Source organism: Kitasatospora sp. NPDC101183 (assembly GCF_044767945.1).
Lineage (GTDB): Bacteria > Actinomycetota > Actinomycetes > Streptomycetales > Streptomycetaceae > Kitasatospora.
Genome location: NZ_JBIWOW010000029.1, coordinates 35,276 through 49,751, shown reverse-complemented (window position 1 = coordinate 49,751; position 14,476 = coordinate 35,276). Strand labels below are relative to the sequence as shown.

The following is a 14,476-nucleotide window of genomic DNA, read 5'->3' as shown; positions in this document are numbered from 1 at the left end:
GGGGAGTTGTCGAGGGCCGGGACCCGTCGTAACCGATCGGAGACGACGGGGCCCGGCCCTGAAGGACGTACGGGCGTCAGGCGACGGTGAACTTGAAGGTGCGGTCCTTGTCGCCGGTCTTGTCGAACAGCGAGGCGACGGCGTCCGCGACGTCCTGCGGGGTGATCGCGGCGGTCTGGCCGTTCTTCTTGACCTTCACCTTGTCGAACACGCCGCCGAGCTGGCCGTTCAGCGCGTCCAGGTCCCACTTGGGCACGATCTTGCCGGAGGCGTCCGGGACGAGCGTGAGGACCTTGGAGGCGGTCTTGGGGCCGAAGTCCCAGGTCTTGGCGCCGGCGAGGACGTGGATCTTCCCGCTGGTCACCTGCTTGCCGAGGCCGTCCGCGGCGGCCTGGAGGGCCTGGGTGGAGACCTTGGGCTGGGCGGCGGTCAGGGCGAGCGCGACGGGCTGCTCCGGCTTGCCGGCGGCGCGGTCGCGGTAGGCCTGCTCGACGGCGTCCAGGGCGTTGGCGGAGTCCACGGACTGGCCGGCCTTGCCGGGCACCACGACGGGGTCGCCGGTGTCGGAGAACTTGACGTAGCCCTCCTGGAGGCCCTGGCCCGAACCGGCGGCCAGTGTGTCCAGCGCGGCCTTCAGCTTGGCCCGGTCGACCCGGACCTCCGGGGCGACGGCCTTGTTGCCGCCCTTGATCGACTTGATGACGTCGACCGGGTTGTAGCTGTGCTGGGCGAGGCCGTCCACGGTGGCCGTGGTGTCGAAGCTCAGCCCGGCGGCCGTCGGGTCGAGGTCCACGCTCTGGTCGCCGACCTTGAGCTTGAGCGGCAGCGCGCCGGTCTTGCCGATCGACTCGTCCAGCGCGTGGATCGCCTGGTCGCGGCTGTTGCCGCCGATGTCGGTGCCGAGGACCACGGTGCCCTTGGGGACGTCCGACTGGTTGAGCATCAGGCCGGTGCCGTACGCGGCGGCGCCGAGGAACAGCACGCCGACGACGGCGTACACGCCGAGCTTGACGACCTTCTTGCCGCCGCCGCCCTTCTTCTTGCCCTTGCCGGGCGCCTCCGCCTTGGCGGGAGCGGGGGCCGGGGCGGGCGGGGGCACCGGCGAGGGCGCGGCCGCCGCCGCGGGGGGCGGGGTCGGGCCGCCCGGCGGCACGGGCAGCGGGATGGCCTCGGTGGCCTCCGGGTCGAGCCCCGGCTGCGGACGGGCCGCGGCGCCGGGCGGGTGGGGGAAGAGCGCGCCGGGGGCGGCGCCCTGGGGGGCGAAGGCCTCCTGGCCGGGTGCGGGGGTGCGCTGCTGCTGCTGGGTGCCGAACGGGTCGGTGCCGGTCGGTGCCGAGGCGAACAGGCCGGGCTGCGGACGGCCGTCGGCCGTGTGCGGGGCCCCGCCGGGTATCGAGGCGGGCGCCGGGGTGTCCTCGCGGATCGGCTCGAAGCCGTCGACGGACGTGTCCTCCGGGTTCGGCGCATTGGCGGCCGGGCCCTGCGGACGGCCCTGGCCGCCCGGCTGCTGCCGTCCGTCCGGCCGGCCCTGCCCAGGCTGGGGGCGGCCGGGGCGGGGGCCGCGCGCGGCGAAGGGGTCGGCGGGCGCGAACGGGTCGGCCGAGCGGTAGACGCCCTGGTCCTCCACCGGGGCCTCGGCCCCGTACGGCGTGGCGGGGGCGCCGGCCTGACGGGGGGCCTGACCGGGGCCCTGGGCCTGGGCGGGCACCGGACGGCCGCCGGGCCGGGCCTGGCCCGTACCGCCCGGCGAGGGGCGGTGGGCGGCGGCCGGGGCGGCCTGGGGGCGCGCCTCGGCGGCGGGCGCGGGCCGGGCCTGCTGCGCGCCGGGGGCGGCCGGGGCCGTCGGGGCGGCGGCCTGCACGGCGGCGGGGGCGTCGCCCGGCTGGGTCTTCTTCTGCCGGGGCCGGAACCAGGCGCCGGTCGACTCGGACTCGGAGGTCGCCGGCGGGATCGGCGGGATCTGCCACTCCGGCGGCAGGTTCGGCGGCGCGGCCGCGCGGCCGGCCTCGCCCTCCATCACGCCGAGGACGGGCGAGGCGGGCGCCGAGCGGTGGCGGGGGCCGCCCGGCTCGGCGGCGGCCGGGGCCTCCTCGGGCGCGGCGTCCTCGTTCTTGACGGTGCTGCGGACGACGACCGGGGGGATCGGGCGCGAGCCGGGGATGTTGATCCGGACCCGGGTGGTCAGCGTGGTCTCGGTCTTGGGACCGTCGTCCTCGCCGCCCGACGCGGCGCCCTGGGCGGCCCCGGCCGCGGAGCCGCCGGACGGGGTGCCGTAGGGCGGGGTGCCCGACGGGTAGGCGTCCGGGCCCGTGCGCCGGGGCGTCGGGTTGGCGTTGTCAGATTCGCGGCTGCTCAATGCTGCTCTGCTCCGGGTTCGCGGGCGGGCCGTGCGGCGCGACCGCGGTTCGTGGTCGCCGGGCCTGGGGGTCGGTCTCGCAGGTGTCCCACCCAGGCGGGCGGCGGTCGGGTACGACGTTCTGCGGGACCACCATACTGGGAAGAACCGAGCGGCGAACGGCTTCGGACAGATCCTGATACGTCCGAATCCTCCCGTATGAGAGTACGGCCGAACGCTCCTGACTGCGCGTCGTGTGCGGTACCGTACGCCGCCCCGCCGGGGGTCAGCGCGGCGGGCCCGGCACCCCCGGGAACCAGCTGGTGCGGGTGGGCAGGGTGGCGCAGATCACGCCCAGCACCGAACCGGCGAACAGCCAGGCCAGCGAGGTGGCGTTGGACCACAGGACGTTGTCCCCCTTGGGGCGGGGGACCATGACGACCAGCATCGCCAGGAACCAGCCGGCCGCCGGGAACGCGGCGCCCAGCCGGGTGCCGGTGATCCGCAGGCCCGCGTAGAAGGTCGCGCCGGTGGCGGCCAGGGTGAGCAGGACGCCCACCGGCGGCCACAAGGCCTGCACGAATGCTCCGCACACCGACACCGCGACGCCGAGGGCGAAGAACAGGACGTACACCGCGATCCGGGCGGCGCGCGGCGGCTGGGGCTCGGCCAGCCGCTGGGCGCGGGTGCCGAGCACGGCGGCCGTCAGGGAGGGCCGGGGCGCCCGGGGTTCGGGCCTGGTCGGGGTGATGTCGGTGGGCCCGCTCATCGGGCGCTCCCCTCGGTGGCGTCGTGGTCCAGGCCCGCGAACAGGTCGTCCTCCGGCTCGCCGGGCCCGGCCTGGCCGTGTACCAGCTGGTAGTACTCGGTGGCGAGCAGCGGCTGGCCGAGGTGGTTGGAGAGGGCGAAGGAGTCGCCGTCCACGGTGATCTGGGTGGCGTGCGCGGCCATCGCGGCGCTCTTGCTCGCCGCGTACGCCCTGCCGTCCAGCACGGTGGTGACCAGCCCGTCGGGCACCACCCCGGGGACGTCGGCGGTCGCGGCGACGCCGGGGAAGGCGCCCCGGGCGGCCGTCGCGGCGAGGGCGGCCTCGATCACCGTGCGGGGCATCCGGTTCCAGTACACCTTGGCGATCCGCCAGGCCGGGCCCAGCTCCGGGCGGAACCCCGGCTCGGCGGCCAGCTCGTGGGCGCGCATCGCGACCCGGTGCGCCTGGATGTGGTCCGGGTGGCCGTAGCCGCCGTTCTCGTCGTACGTGACCAGCACCTGCGGCCGGGTCTCGCGGATCACGGCGACGAGGTGGCCGGCCGCCTCGTCGACCCCGGCCCGCCAGAAGCAGCCGGGGGCGTCGTTGTCGGGCACGCCCATCATCCCGGAGTCGCGGTAGCGGCCGGGGCCGCCGAGGAAGCGGAAGTCGGCGACGCCGAGGGCGCGCATCGCCTCGGTCAGCTCGCCGATCCGGTACGGGCCGAGGGCGTCCTCCCGATCGGCCGTCAGGTGCGCGAGCTCCGGGGGGATCACCTCGCCGCCCTCGCCGAGGGTGCAGGTCACCAGCGTGACGCGGGCGCCCTCGGCGGCGTACCGGGCCATGGTGGCGCCGTTGCCGATCGACTCGTCGTCGGGGTGCGCGTGCACCAGGAGCAGGCGGCGTCCGGTAGTCGCGGTCATGGGAGGAAGCCTAACGACCGCGGGTGAGGGGTCAGAGCTTGAGGCCGTTGATCATTCCGGCCAGGTTGCTGGTGACCTGGCTGATGGACGGCGCGATCGAGCTGGAGGCCAGGTAGAAGCCGAGCAGCGCGCAGACGATCGCGTGCGCCAGCTTCAGGCCGGAGCGGCGGATCAGTACCACCACGATGATCAGCATCAGCACGACGGCGGAGATGTTCATGGCCATGTCGGCTCGTACCCCTCTCGGGTACGCCGCCCCGGGGGAGGGCGACGGTGGGACCGTACGGGAAGTGCGGCCGGGTGGCCGGGGGCGGGACGGGCCCGACGGTCACCCGCTCGACCAGTCATACCCGATGGGTAAGGGGAGCATTACATTCGGTGAGTCCGCGCGCGCCGGGGCATCGGGGCACTTCGGGAGCGCATGGGCCGGTCGGAGGCGGTTTGCGCCCCTTTGGGGCGTACCTGGACACGATGCTCCGAACGAGTGATCAGCACACCCGGGGGGACGGTGGTTCGGCGTCGTAGGGTCTGGTGCCATGACCTCCCACACCCCTGCGGACACCTTCCCCCGGCAGTACGCGCGGACCCTGCGCTACACCGTCGGCGCGCCCCGATCGTTCTCCGTCGCACCGGACGGCTCGCGGGTCGCCTTCCTCCGCTCGAAGTCCGGCGCCGACAGGGCCAACCTGCTCTGGACCCTCGACACCGCCACCGGTGAGGAGCGGATCGCCGCCGACCCGGCCGCCCTGCTCGGCGGCGGCGAGGAGGACCTCTCGCCCGCTGAGAAGGCCCGCCGCGAGCGCAGCCGCGAGGGCTCCGCCGGCATCGTCGGCTACGCCCTGGACGGCGCCGGCCGGCTCGCCGCCTTCGCCCTCTCCGGGCGGCTGTTCACCGCCGACCTGGTCACCGGCGCCACCTCCGAACTGCCCGCCCGCGGCCCGCTGTTGGACCCGCGCCCGGCCCCGGACGGCAGCGTCGTCGCGTACGCCAACACCGCCGGCGAGCTGCGGCTCACCCGCGCCGACGGCAGCGGCGACCGGGCGCTCGCCGAGCCCGACGGCCCGAACGTCACCTGGGGGCAGGCCGAGTTCATCGCCCAGGAGGAGATGAGCCGCGACCGCGGCTTCTGGTGGTCCCCCGACAGCGACCGCCTGCTCGTCGAGCGCGCCGACGACACCCCGGTGCGCCGCTGGTGGATCGCCGACCCGGCCAACCCGCAGAGCGAGCCCGCCGAGGTCGCCTACCCGGCGGCGGGCACCGCCAACGCCGAGGTCGGCCTCTGGGTGCTCGACCTGGACGGCGGGCGCACCGAGGTGGCCTGGGACCGTACGGCGTTCCCCTACCTGGCCCGGGTCCACTGGTCCACCGGCGGGGTGCCGCTGCTGCTCGTCCAGTCCCGCGACCAGCGCGTCCAGCGGATCCTCGGCCTCGACGTGGCCACCGGCGCCACCGAGGTGCTGCACGAGGAGAAGGACGAGGTCTGGCTGGAGGTCTTCGACGGCGCCCCGGCGTGGACTCCGGACGGCAAGCTCGTGCGGATCTCCGACGAGGGAGGGGTTCGGGCGCTGGTGATCGGCGACCGGGCCGTCACCGGGGCAGACCTGCACGTGCGGTCCGTGGTCGCCGTGACGGCCGAGGAGGTGTTCTTCTCCGCCTCCGGCGGTGCCGAGGAGACCGACCCCGAGCCCGGCTGGATCGCCGTCGGCCGGATCGGCCACGACGGGAAGCGGCTGGCCTGGGAGGCCGCCAACGGCCGTCCGTTCACCTCGGTGACCGGCGCGGTGCACGCGGGCGGGATCACCGTGCGCTCCACCGCCGAGCCGGACCTGCCCGGCAGCCTCGTCCAGGTCGCCCGGGACCTGCCGGAGGGCGTGGTCGTCGACGACGTGGCCGTCATCGCCTCGTACGCCGAGACGCCCGCCCTCACCGCCCGCCCCGTCTTCCGCTTCGCGGGCGAGCGCCGCATCCCCGCCGCCGTCTTCCTGCCCACCGGCTACGACCGCGAGCGGGACGGGCTGCTGCCCGTCCTCATGGACCCGTACGGCGGGCCGCACGGCCAGCGCGTCGTCCAGGCGCACAATCCGCACCTCAACTCGCAGTGGTTCGCCGACCAGGGCTTCGCCGTCGTCGTCGCGGACGGGCGCGGCACGCCCGGGCGGGGGCCGGCCTGGGAGAAGGCCATCGCCTTCGACTTCGCGGGCGCCACGCTGGACGACCAGGCGGACGCGCTGCAGGCGCTCGCCGAGGAGTTCCCGCTGGACCTCGGCCGGGTCGCCATCCGCGGCTGGTCGTACGGCGGGTACCTCGCCGCGCTCGCCGTGCTGCGGCGGCCGGACGTGTTCCACGCGGGTGTGGCCGGGGCGCCGGTGACGGACTGGGAGCTGTACGACACCCACTACACCGAGCGCTACCTCGGCGACCCCAATGAGCGGCCCGAGGTGTACGCCGCCAACTCGCTGGGCGGGTACGCGGCCGGGCTGGAGCGCCCGCTGATGATCATCCACGGCCTCGCCGACGACAACGTGGTGGCCGCCCACACCCTGCGCCTGTCCTCCGCCCTGCTCGCCGCCGGCCGCCCGCACACCGTGCTGCCGCTGTCAGGCGTGACGCACATGACGCCGCAGGAGGAGGTCGCGGAGAACCTGCTGCTGCTCCAGGTGGACTTCGTGAAGCGGTCGCTGGGCATCTGACCTGCCCCTTCCGGAGGCCGGTACCCGTGAGCCGGGTACCGGCCTCCGGCATGACATCCGTCATACCGAAGGCACGACGGCCGACACTGCCGCCGGCGCCCGGCCGCGCGGGACTCTGTGGGGGTGCGAACAGCACCGATGTGAGACCGACAGGGGAGAGGAGCGGTTCGATGGTTGCCGAAGTGGCCGCCTTCCGGGGCGTGGGCAAGAGTTACGGGAAGGTGCGGGCCGTGGACGGGCTGGACCTGGTGCTGAGGCCGGGCGAGACCGTCGCCCTGCTGGGCCCGAACGGGGCCGGGAAGTCCACCAGCCTGGACCTGCTGCTCGGCCTGCGCGAGCCCGACCAGGGCTCCGTCTCCCTGTTCGGCGGTGCGCCGCGCGCGGCGATCGAGTCCGGCAGGGTCGGCGCGATGCTGCAGAGCGGCGGGCTGATGGCGGACGTCAAGGTCCGCGAGATCGTCCGGCTCGCCTGCGCCGTGCACCCGCGCGGCCGGTCGGTCACGGGGGTGCTGACCGACGCCGGGATCACGGAGCTGGCGGAGCGCCGGGTCGACAAGCTCTCCGGCGGCCAGGAGCAGCGTGTGCGCTTCGCCCTGGCCATCGCGGGCGACAGTGACCTGATCGTGCTGGACGAGCCCACCACCGGCATGGACGTCAGCGTCCGGCAGGCGTTCTGGGCGAGCATGCGGGCGCAGGCCGACGCCGGGCGCACGGTGCTGTTCGCCACCCACTACCTGGAGGAGGCCGACTCCGTCGCCGACCGGGTGCTCGTGCTGCACCGGGGCCGGCTGATCGCGGACGGCACCTCCGCCGAGATCAAGGCCCGGGCCGGCGCCCGCCGGATCGCCTTCGAACTCCACGACGGGGACGGGCTGTTCGAGGAGTCCCTGCTGCGCACCCTGCCCGGGGTGAAGTCGCTGGACGTCACCGCCCGGATCCCGGGCGTGCGCACGGTGCGCATCCGTACGGCGGACGCCGACGCGAGCGTCGCCGCGCTGTACCGGGCCGGGCTCTACCCGCGCGGCCTGGAGGTCACCGGGCTCGGGCTGGAACAGGCGTTCCTCACCATCACCGGGGAGCAGGACCGCGAGGACGAGAAGGAGACCGTGCGATGACCACCCTGATCGAGCTGGAGATCCTGCGGACCCTGCGCAACCGGCGCTACCTGTTCTTCACCGTCGTCTACCCGGCGCTGATGTACGTGTTCTTCATCAACGCCTACGGCTCCACCAACACGGCCGGCGGCCTGCCCGTGAAGACGTACTTCATGGTCTCGATGGCCACCTTCGGCGCGGTCGGCGCGGTGCTCACCGGCAGCGCGCAGCGGATCGCGATGGAGCGCAAGAGCGGCTGGGTACGGCAGTTGAGGCTCACCGCGCTGCCCGGGAGCTCGTACACGGTCGCCAAGATCGCGGCCACCGCGGTGACCACGCTGCCGTCGATCCTGGCGGTCTTCGCGGTCGGCGTCGTCCAGGGCGTCTCGCTGGGCGCGGCGCAGTGGCTCGGGCTCGCGGCCGCGCTGTGGGCGGGCAGCTTCGTCTTCGCGGCGCTCGGAGTGGCGCTCGGGTACGCGGCGGGGCCGGACGCGGTGCAGCCGATCGTGATGATCACCTACATGGCGATGGCGCTGCTGGGCGGCACCTGGTTCCCTGTGAGCGGGACGCTGGAGAAGTTCGCCCGGTTCAACCCGGTGTTCCTGTACAACAAGCTGGCCACCTTCACCCAGCCGGGGCACTCCCTGGACGTGGTCGCCGTCGCCGGGCTGGCCGCGTTCTTCGCGGTGTTCGTCGCCGCCGCGGCCGTACTGTACCGGCGTGACACACGGCAGGCATGATGATCGACATGAGTGACACGGGCCGCACCGACCTCCGCGACGATCAGCCGGAGGCGGGTGCGGCGCGCGCCTCGTTCATGAACGTCCCCGGCGGCCCGGTGGAGACCAAGCGGCAGCTGCTGGTCAAGGTCGCCTGGATGCTGCTGTGGATGCTCTACCTGGCCTACCCGGCGAGCGACCTGCTGAACGGGGGGCACACCACGCTCGGCCGGGTGCTCGGCTGGTGCTGCCTGGCGGGGTTCGTCTCCGCCTACGTCCTGCTGGTGATCTTCCGCTCGCAGGCGGGGATGAGGCCGCGGGCCTGCCAGGTCGTCGTCACGACGATGATCGTCCTCGCCGTCTTCGCCTCCTTCGCCCTCGGCGGCGCCTTCCTGACCCTGTTCATCTACGCCTCGGTGTGCGTCGCGATCATCACACCGACGCGGTACACGGTGCGGGCGCTCGGCGCCATGGCCGCCCTCACCGCCGGAACCGGCCTGCTGATCCACGCCGGCTCGGACAACATCGCCACCTTCGCCCTCAGCGCCTTCCTCTCCGGCATCGCCATGGCCGGCCTGCAGAGGCTCGTCTCCACCATGAAGGAGCTGCGCGAGGCCCGGGCCGCCGTCGCCCACCTCGCCGCCTCCGAGGAGCGGCTGCGCCTGGCGCGGGACCTGCACGACCTGCTGGGGCACTCGCTCTCGCTCATCACCCTCAAGAGCGAGCTGGCCGGGCGGTTCATGGACGCGGGCAAGGACGAGGCGGCGCGGGCACAGGTCGCCGACATCGAGCAGGTCGCCCGGCAGTCGCTGATCGACGTCCGCGAGGCCGTCACGGGCTTCCGCCGCCCGACCCTGCCCGTCGAACTGGCCGCCGCCCGTACGGCGTTGGCGGCCGCGCAGGTCCGCCTGGAGGCGCCCTCCGGCCTCGCCGGTACGTGGCCCGCCCTCGCCAACGAGGAGGCCGGCGCGCTCGCCTGGGCCCTGCGCGAGGCCGTCACCAACATCGTCCGCCACGGCGAGGGCGCCACCGTGTGCACCGTCCGCGCCGACGAGAGCTGGGAGGCCGACGGCCGGCGCTACGCCGTCCTGGAGATCACCGACGACGGCCCCGGCCCCGGAAAGTCCCACCCGGGCAACGGGCTCTCCGGTCTCGCCGAGCGCCTCGCCCTCGTCAACGGCCACCTCAGCACCGGCCCCGGCCCGCACGGCAAGGGCTTCCGCCTGCGCGCCTCCGTCCCTCTCAGCCTCACGACGGCTCCGGCGCCGGGAGCGCCGCAGGCGCAGGGCTGAGATCGCGCCCTCGCGGCGGGCCGCTTCACCCGGTAAGGGTTTCCGCCTCCGCCCAGTCGCTACGGCAGGTCGCGGTGGAAGCGGAGGGCGGGGTTGCCGGAGAGGGTGAACCGCTCCGTGACGGTGAAGGCGTTGTGGGTGAGGACGGCGATCGAGGCGGGGTTGTCGAGGGTGGTCCTGGCCGTGAGGGCCGTCAGGGCGTAGGCGGTGGCGGCGAGGTGGCAGACCTGGGCCACGGCGGCCTTGGCGTAGCCCCGGCCGGTGGCGGATTCGGCGAGGCGGTAGCCGAGTTCGGCGGTGCCGTCGACGGCGTCGATGAGGTTGACGCGGCCGATCAGCGTTCCGGAGGCGTCGCGGACGACGTGGAAGTGGCAGGCTTCATCCGCGAGCGCGGCGGCGTGGCGGGCGGGGAAGTCGGCGAAGTAGGCGTCGCCGCGGTCGGGGATGGTGCGGGTGAACCAGGCGCGGTTGGCGAGTTCGAAGTCGTAGAGGGCTTCCGCGTGGTCGGGGCGCAGGCGTTCGAGGGTCAGCATTCCGCGATTGTGGCTCGCAGCGCGGCCGTGAACCACTGGAATACCTCGGCGAGGCTCTCGGGGACGGGCCAGCCGTTGATGACGGCCAGCAGCTGCCAGTAGCGCTCGGCGCGCGGGTCGTCGGCGGCCTCCAGGCGGGCGAGGAGCCAGGTGCGCAGGGCGGCGTCGTCGGGGCGGGTGAAGGTCTCGGCGTAGGCGGCGGTGAGGGTGTCCAGCACGGGCCCGGCGGCGGGGGAGCCGGGGGAGACACCGGCGGCGAGCGCGCCGCCGACGACCTCCCGGACGGTCGCCGTGAGGGCGTGGTGGAGGCCGCCCCGGTCGCCCTCGGCGCGTTCCGCGGCCTGGTGCTCGGCCATGGCGCGGATGGCGGCCCGGAAGTCCTGGTCCTGGACGAGTTCGCCGAGTTCGACCCAGGCCTCGACCTGCTCCGCCCGTGGCTCGTCCGGCAGTTCGGGCACGGCGCCGCGCATCATGGCGACGAACTCGGGGTTGGCGTCGAGGCCTCCGAAGGCCTCGTCGACGAAGTCCTCTATCAGGCGCCGGCGTTCGGCGTCGGAGAGCTTGGCGAGCTTGTGCATGAGTCTCATCTCCTCGGGGGTGGAACCGCGTTGGGCGACGGCGAGCAGGACGGCCCGGCGCAGCCGGAGTGTCCGGATCTGCACCTCCAGCGCCTCGGCGTGCGCCGCCGCGACCTCGGCCAGCGGCGCCTCGCGCTCCAGCACCCGCCGGACGGCGGGCAGGTCGAGGCCGAGGTCGCGCAGGGTGCGGACGAGGTCGAGGCGGGCCATCGCCCGTACGTCGTACAGGCGGTAGCCGGCCGGGGAGCGGTCGGTGGGCGGGACGAGCCCCGTGTCGGCGTAGAACCGGATGGTCTTGACGGTGAGCCCGGTGCGCCGGGCGAGGTCGCCGATCGAGTACAGGTCGTCGTCCATGGCTCCACCCTCTCGTCTCCCCTTGCGGGAGACGCAAGCCTCCAGGGCGTGTCTTGTGGGTCTTGTCGGACCCGGCAAAGATCCGCAAGACACGCCCTAAGGTCGTGGCCATGAGTGAGAACGAGAACGGCCCCTCGATCCGCGTGCTGCTGGCCGAGGACCAGGGGATGGTCCGGGAGGCGCTGGCGGCGCTGCTCGGGCTGGAGGGGGACCTCGACGTCGTGGCCCAGGTGGGGCGCGGGGACGAGGTGGTGGAGGCGGCGCTGGCGCACGGGGTGCAGGTGGCCGTGCTGGACATCGAGATGCCGGGGATGACGGGCATCGAGGCGGCGGCCGAGCTGCGGCGCCGGGCGCCGGGCACCAAGGTGGTGATCGCGACGACCTTCGGGCGGCCGGGCTACCTGCGCCGGGCGATGGAGTCCGGCGCGGACGCGTTCCTGGTGAAGGACGCCCCGGCCTCCGAGCTGGCGGAGGCGATCCGCCGGGTGCTGCGCGGCGAGCGGGTGATCGACCCGGCGCTGGCGGCGGCCGCGCTGGCGGAGGGCGCCAACCCGCTGACGCCGCGCGAGCGGGACGTCCTGGGCGCGGCGGCGGACGGCGCGGTGAACGCGGACATCGCCAAGCGGCTGCACCTGTCGGAGGGGACGGTGCGCAACTACCTGTCGATGGCGATCCAGAAGACCGAGGCCCGCAACCGGACCGAGGCGGTGCGGATCGCCCGCGAGAAGGGCTGGCTGTAGGGCGTGTCCCGCGCGGTCAGTTGAGCCGGTGCCGGGCCGCCCGCGCCTCCTGGCGGACCTTGGCCGCCGTGTCCGGGTCGAAGGTGTCCAGGATCTGCGCGTAGTCGTCCATCTCGGCGGAGCCGCCGAGGAAGTCGCCCATCCGGACGAGCAGTTCGGCCCGCTCCAGCCTCAACTGGGCGGGGTGGCGCGGCAGGAGGAGGGCGAGCTCGGTGGCCCAGAGCTGGGTGCGGGCGTGCTCGGGCCGGTCGGCGGCCCAGGCGCGGACGTTGCCCAGCACCCGCAGCACGATGTCCAACGGCTGGGCGGGGGTGAGGAGTTCGGGCCCGTACGCGTGCCCGGCCGCCGCCACCAGGTGCTCGACGTCGGCCGGGTCGAGCAGCCGGCCGCCGTGGAACGGGTCGGCGAGGACGAACTCCCCGCCGCCGCCCGGCCCGCCGACGGCGACGATGAAGTGCCCGGGCAGCGCGATGCCGTGGACGGCCACCCCGGCGCGCCGCCCGACCTCCATCCACACCAGGGACAGCATGATCGGCAGCCCGCGCCGCCGCCGCAGCACCTCGGGCAGCAGCGAGGACTCCAGCCGCCGGTAGTCGGACTGCCGCCCGTGGAAGCGCTCCCGCCCGCCGAGGACGGCCGCGAGCAGGGCGGCGGTCTCCTCGGGCCCGGTCGGGCGCCGTTCGTCGACGGCGCGGCGCACGGCGCCCGCGTGCCGGTCGAACGCGGCCTCGCAGGCGGCCAGCAGCTCGTCGGCGCTCACGCCGGGCGCGGGGCCGTGCTCACCGGCGGCGAGCAGGCAGAGCAGCACCGGATCGGGCTGCTCGGCGCGGGCGGCGGTCCGGAAGCGGTCTCTGTTCTGGTCGGTCACGGTGACGGCGACGGCTTTCGTACGGCGGGAAGGACGGCGGGAGGAACGGCGGGAGGAACGGCGGGAGGGACGGGCAACGAGCAGGACGGCCGGGCGGTCGGTACTACTGCGGAAGAAGCGCGTAGTGGTAAGTGTGACTGGTCGTGAACCCCAGTCCGTCGTACAGCGCGATCGCCCCCGCGTTCTCCGCCTCGACCTGGAGGTACGCCCCGGTCGCCCCCTCCTCGGCGGCCCGCCCGGCGAGCACCGCCATGACCGCCGTCGCCAGCCCGGCCCGCCGCGCGTACGGCTGCACCTCGACGGCGCCGAAGCAGGCCCAGGGCCCGTCCACCACGCAGCGCCCGATGGCCAGCGGCGGCTGCCCGGGCGCGCCCGGCGCGGTGGCGAACCAGACGGACGGCCCGCCGTGCAGCACCCGCCGTGCGGCCTCGTGGACCTCCGGGCCGTCACCGATGCGCCCGTACAGGGACATCCACTGCGCCCCGGCCGTCCGCGACAGCCGTACGCGCTCGTGCCCCGACCCGGCGCGGGTGAGCCCGGTCAGCGGCGCCGTACGGACCAGGGTGGGCGCGAGCGGCGCGCCGAGCAGCTCCCGCAGTTCGCCGGACGTCCCCGGCACGACCACCTCGACGTACGCGGGCAGTCCCCGCGCCGCGTACCACTCCCGGACGGCGTCCAGCGCCCGCGGCAGCGCCACGCCCGGGTCGCCGAGCGCCTGGACGGAGTTGGCCCGCCGGGTGAAGCCGGAGGCGGCCCGCAGCGTCCACTCCCCGAGCGTCTCCTGCTCGACGCCGGGCCATCCGCGCCCGGCGAGGCGCTGCAGCTCGACGGGCGTCGCGGGGGGCACCGGGGCACGCCGGGCGGGGAAGACCGGCACCGCCTTGCCCGCGACCAGCAGCCTCTCGGGGAAGGAGACTGGGGCCCCGTCCCGGGGGACGACGGTCAGCCCGTGATCATCCCACGATGTGAGCACGCCGATCGAATCGCGGAACACAGGCCGGTCGTCCACGAACTCCGAAAGCCTCCGGACGGAGACCCGTCGTCCCACGTCAGAGCGATCTATCCGGACCTCCGGACGGCTCTCCACCGGCCCTGCGGCGATCATCTGGCCACCTCCTGTGCATTTGCTGTCCTCGACCCGCGATACTAGGGGCGGGCATCGACGACGCCGCGCTCACCGCGCACGCGAGTAGAACAGAACGGGCCGCAACACGGCCCTTCCGAGGAGGAACGACAGCGTGACCTACGTCATCGCGCAGCCTTGTGTCGACGTCAAGGACAAGGCGTGCATCGAAGAGTGCCCGGTTGACTGCATCTACGAGGGCGAGCGATCGCTCTACATCCACCCGGATGAGTGTGTCGACTGTGGCGCGTGCGAGCCGGTCTGCCCGGTCGAGGCGATCTTCTACGAGGACGACACTCCGGAGGAGTGGAAGGACTACTACAAGGCGAACGTCGAGTTCTTCGACGACCTGGGCTCGCCCGGTGGCGCTTCGAAGCTGGGCCTGATCGAGCGGGACCACCCGTTCATCGCGGCCCTGCCGCCGCAGAACGCCGACCACTGACGATCGGTGGATTTCCAGCTGTGACTACCAACAGCACGCA

Annotated in this window: 14 protein-coding genes; 6 read left to right on the top strand and 8 right to left on the bottom strand. The window is 74.3% G+C overall.

Translation table 11 applies throughout. The features are described 5' to 3' along the window. Positions 1-76: 76 nt before the first annotated feature. The 4 genes from ACIRRS_RS31660 to ACIRRS_RS31645 all read right to left on the bottom strand — a co-directional run bounded on the left by ACIRRS_RS31660 (position 77) and on the right by ACIRRS_RS31645 (position 4,229). Entirely contained in the window at positions 77-2,356 is a 2,280-nt protein-coding gene (locus tag ACIRRS_RS31660; RefSeq protein ID WP_402978073.1) for a peptidoglycan binding domain-containing protein, read from the bottom strand. A 265-nt stretch (positions 2,357-2,621) separates the two neighbouring features. Continuing rightward, positions 2,622-3,104: a DUF6113 family protein gene (locus ACIRRS_RS31655; protein ID WP_402978070.1), complete on the bottom strand. Its 483-nt coding sequence runs from the start codon at positions 3,102-3,104 to the stop codon at positions 2,622-2,624. After that, positions 3,101-4,003: an N-acetyl-1-D-myo-inositol-2-amino-2-deoxy-alpha-D-glucopyranoside deacetylase gene (gene mshB / locus ACIRRS_RS31650; protein WP_402978067.1), complete on the bottom strand. Its 903-nt coding sequence runs from the start codon at positions 4,001-4,003 to the stop codon at positions 3,101-3,103. The genes ACIRRS_RS31655 and mshB overlap by 4 nt, the downstream gene beginning before the upstream one ends. A gap of 31 nt (positions 4,004-4,034) precedes the next feature. Beyond that, entirely contained in the window at positions 4,035-4,229 is a 195-nt protein-coding gene (locus ACIRRS_RS31645) for a DUF2304 family protein (RefSeq protein WP_031070925.1), read from the bottom strand. Positions 4,230-4,539: 310 nt separating this feature from the next. On the opposite strand from ACIRRS_RS31645, the gene ACIRRS_RS31640 reads away from it, so the two are divergent. From ACIRRS_RS31640 to ACIRRS_RS31625, 4 genes are all read left to right on the top strand, one after another. Then, entirely contained in the window at positions 4,540-6,693 is a 2,154-nt protein-coding gene (locus tag ACIRRS_RS31640) for a prolyl oligopeptidase family serine peptidase (protein ID WP_402978063.1), read from the top strand. A 170-nt stretch (positions 6,694-6,863) separates the two neighbouring features. After that, the gene (locus ACIRRS_RS31635; protein WP_402978060.1) at positions 6,864-7,808 is read left to right on the top strand and encodes an ABC transporter ATP-binding protein; all 945 of its coding nucleotides are present in this window, start codon (positions 6,864-6,866) and stop codon (positions 7,806-7,808) included. Further along, entirely contained in the window at positions 7,805-8,527 is a 723-nt protein-coding gene (locus ACIRRS_RS31630) for an ABC transporter permease (RefSeq protein WP_402978057.1), read from the top strand. Before ACIRRS_RS31635 ends, ACIRRS_RS31630 begins: the two co-directional genes overlap by 4 nt. Before the next feature lie 8 nt (positions 8,528-8,535). Further along, positions 8,536-9,798, top strand: a complete 1,263-nt coding sequence (locus ACIRRS_RS31625; protein ID WP_402978054.1) for a sensor histidine kinase — start codon at positions 8,536-8,538, stop codon at positions 9,796-9,798. 59 nt (positions 9,799-9,857) lie between these two features. Here ACIRRS_RS31625 and ACIRRS_RS31620 read toward each other — a convergent pair whose 3' ends face one another. Next, positions 9,858-10,331 carry a GNAT family N-acetyltransferase gene (locus ACIRRS_RS31620; RefSeq protein ID WP_402978051.1) on the bottom strand — a complete coding sequence of 158 codons (474 nt, stop codon included), beginning with the start codon at positions 10,329-10,331 and terminating at the stop codon, positions 9,858-9,860. Next, complete coding sequence (locus tag ACIRRS_RS31615; RefSeq protein ID WP_402978048.1) at positions 10,325-11,263, bottom strand: MerR family transcriptional regulator; 939 nt, start codon at positions 11,261-11,263, stop codon at positions 10,325-10,327. The genes ACIRRS_RS31620 and ACIRRS_RS31615 overlap by 7 nt, the downstream gene beginning before the upstream one ends. A 110-nt stretch (positions 11,264-11,373) precedes the next feature. On the opposite strand from ACIRRS_RS31615, the gene ACIRRS_RS31610 reads away from it, so the two are divergent. Continuing rightward, a complete protein-coding gene (locus ACIRRS_RS31610; protein WP_402978045.1) occupies positions 11,374-12,003 on the top strand; it encodes a response regulator transcription factor in 630 nt (209 codons plus the stop codon). Positions 12,004-12,019: 16 nt separating this feature from the next. Here ACIRRS_RS31610 and ACIRRS_RS31605 read toward each other — a convergent pair whose 3' ends face one another. Together ACIRRS_RS31605 and ACIRRS_RS31600 are read right to left on the bottom strand one after the other, a co-directional pair. Further along, the gene (locus ACIRRS_RS31605) at positions 12,020-12,871 is read right to left on the bottom strand and encodes a transglutaminase family protein (protein ID WP_402978042.1); all 852 of its coding nucleotides are present in this window, start codon (positions 12,869-12,871) and stop codon (positions 12,020-12,022) included. 103 nt (positions 12,872-12,974) lie between these two features. Then, positions 12,975-13,844 (bottom strand): GNAT family N-acetyltransferase, encoded by an 870-nt coding sequence (locus ACIRRS_RS31600; RefSeq protein WP_402978039.1) that lies wholly within the window; start codon positions 13,842-13,844, stop codon positions 12,975-12,977. A gap of 265 nt (positions 13,845-14,109) precedes the next feature. Here ACIRRS_RS31600 and fdxA point away from each other — a divergent pair, with 265 nt between their 5' ends. Further along, complete coding sequence (fdxA, locus tag ACIRRS_RS31595; RefSeq protein ID WP_030061559.1) at positions 14,110-14,436, top strand: ferredoxin; 327 nt, start codon at positions 14,110-14,112, stop codon at positions 14,434-14,436. Positions 14,437-14,476 lie beyond the last annotated feature (40 nt).

Excerpts from the sequence above, each read along its gene's own strand:
- ACIRRS_RS31630 (WP_402978057.1), top strand. The coding sequence starts at position 7,805 with ATGACCACCCTGATCGAGCTGGAGATCCTGCGGACCCTGCGCAACCGG.
- ACIRRS_RS31635 (WP_402978060.1), top strand. The coding sequence starts at position 6,864 with ATGGTTGCCGAAGTGGCCGCCTTCCGGGGCGTGGGCAAGAGTTACGGG.
- mshB (WP_402978067.1), bottom strand. The coding sequence starts at position 4,003 with ATGACCGCGACTACCGGACGCCGCCTGCTCCTGGTGCACGCGCACCCC.
- ACIRRS_RS31640 (WP_402978063.1), top strand. The coding sequence starts at position 4,540 with ATGACCTCCCACACCCCTGCGGACACCTTCCCCCGGCAGTACGCGCGG.
- ACIRRS_RS31645 (WP_031070925.1), bottom strand. The coding sequence starts at position 4,229 with ATGGCCATGAACATCTCCGCCGTCGTGCTGATGCTGATCATCGTGGTG.
- ACIRRS_RS31655 (WP_402978070.1), bottom strand. The coding sequence starts at position 3,104 with ATGAGCGGGCCCACCGACATCACCCCGACCAGGCCCGAACCCCGGGCG.
- ACIRRS_RS31615 (WP_402978048.1), bottom strand. The coding sequence starts at position 11,263 with ATGGACGACGACCTGTACTCGATCGGCGACCTCGCCCGGCGCACCGGG.
- ACIRRS_RS31620 (WP_402978051.1), bottom strand. The coding sequence starts at position 10,331 with ATGCTGACCCTCGAACGCCTGCGCCCCGACCACGCGGAAGCCCTCTAC.
- ACIRRS_RS31625 (WP_402978054.1), top strand. The coding sequence starts at position 8,536 with ATGAGTGACACGGGCCGCACCGACCTCCGCGACGATCAGCCGGAGGCG.
- ACIRRS_RS31610 (WP_402978045.1), top strand. The coding sequence starts at position 11,374 with ATGAGTGAGAACGAGAACGGCCCCTCGATCCGCGTGCTGCTGGCCGAG.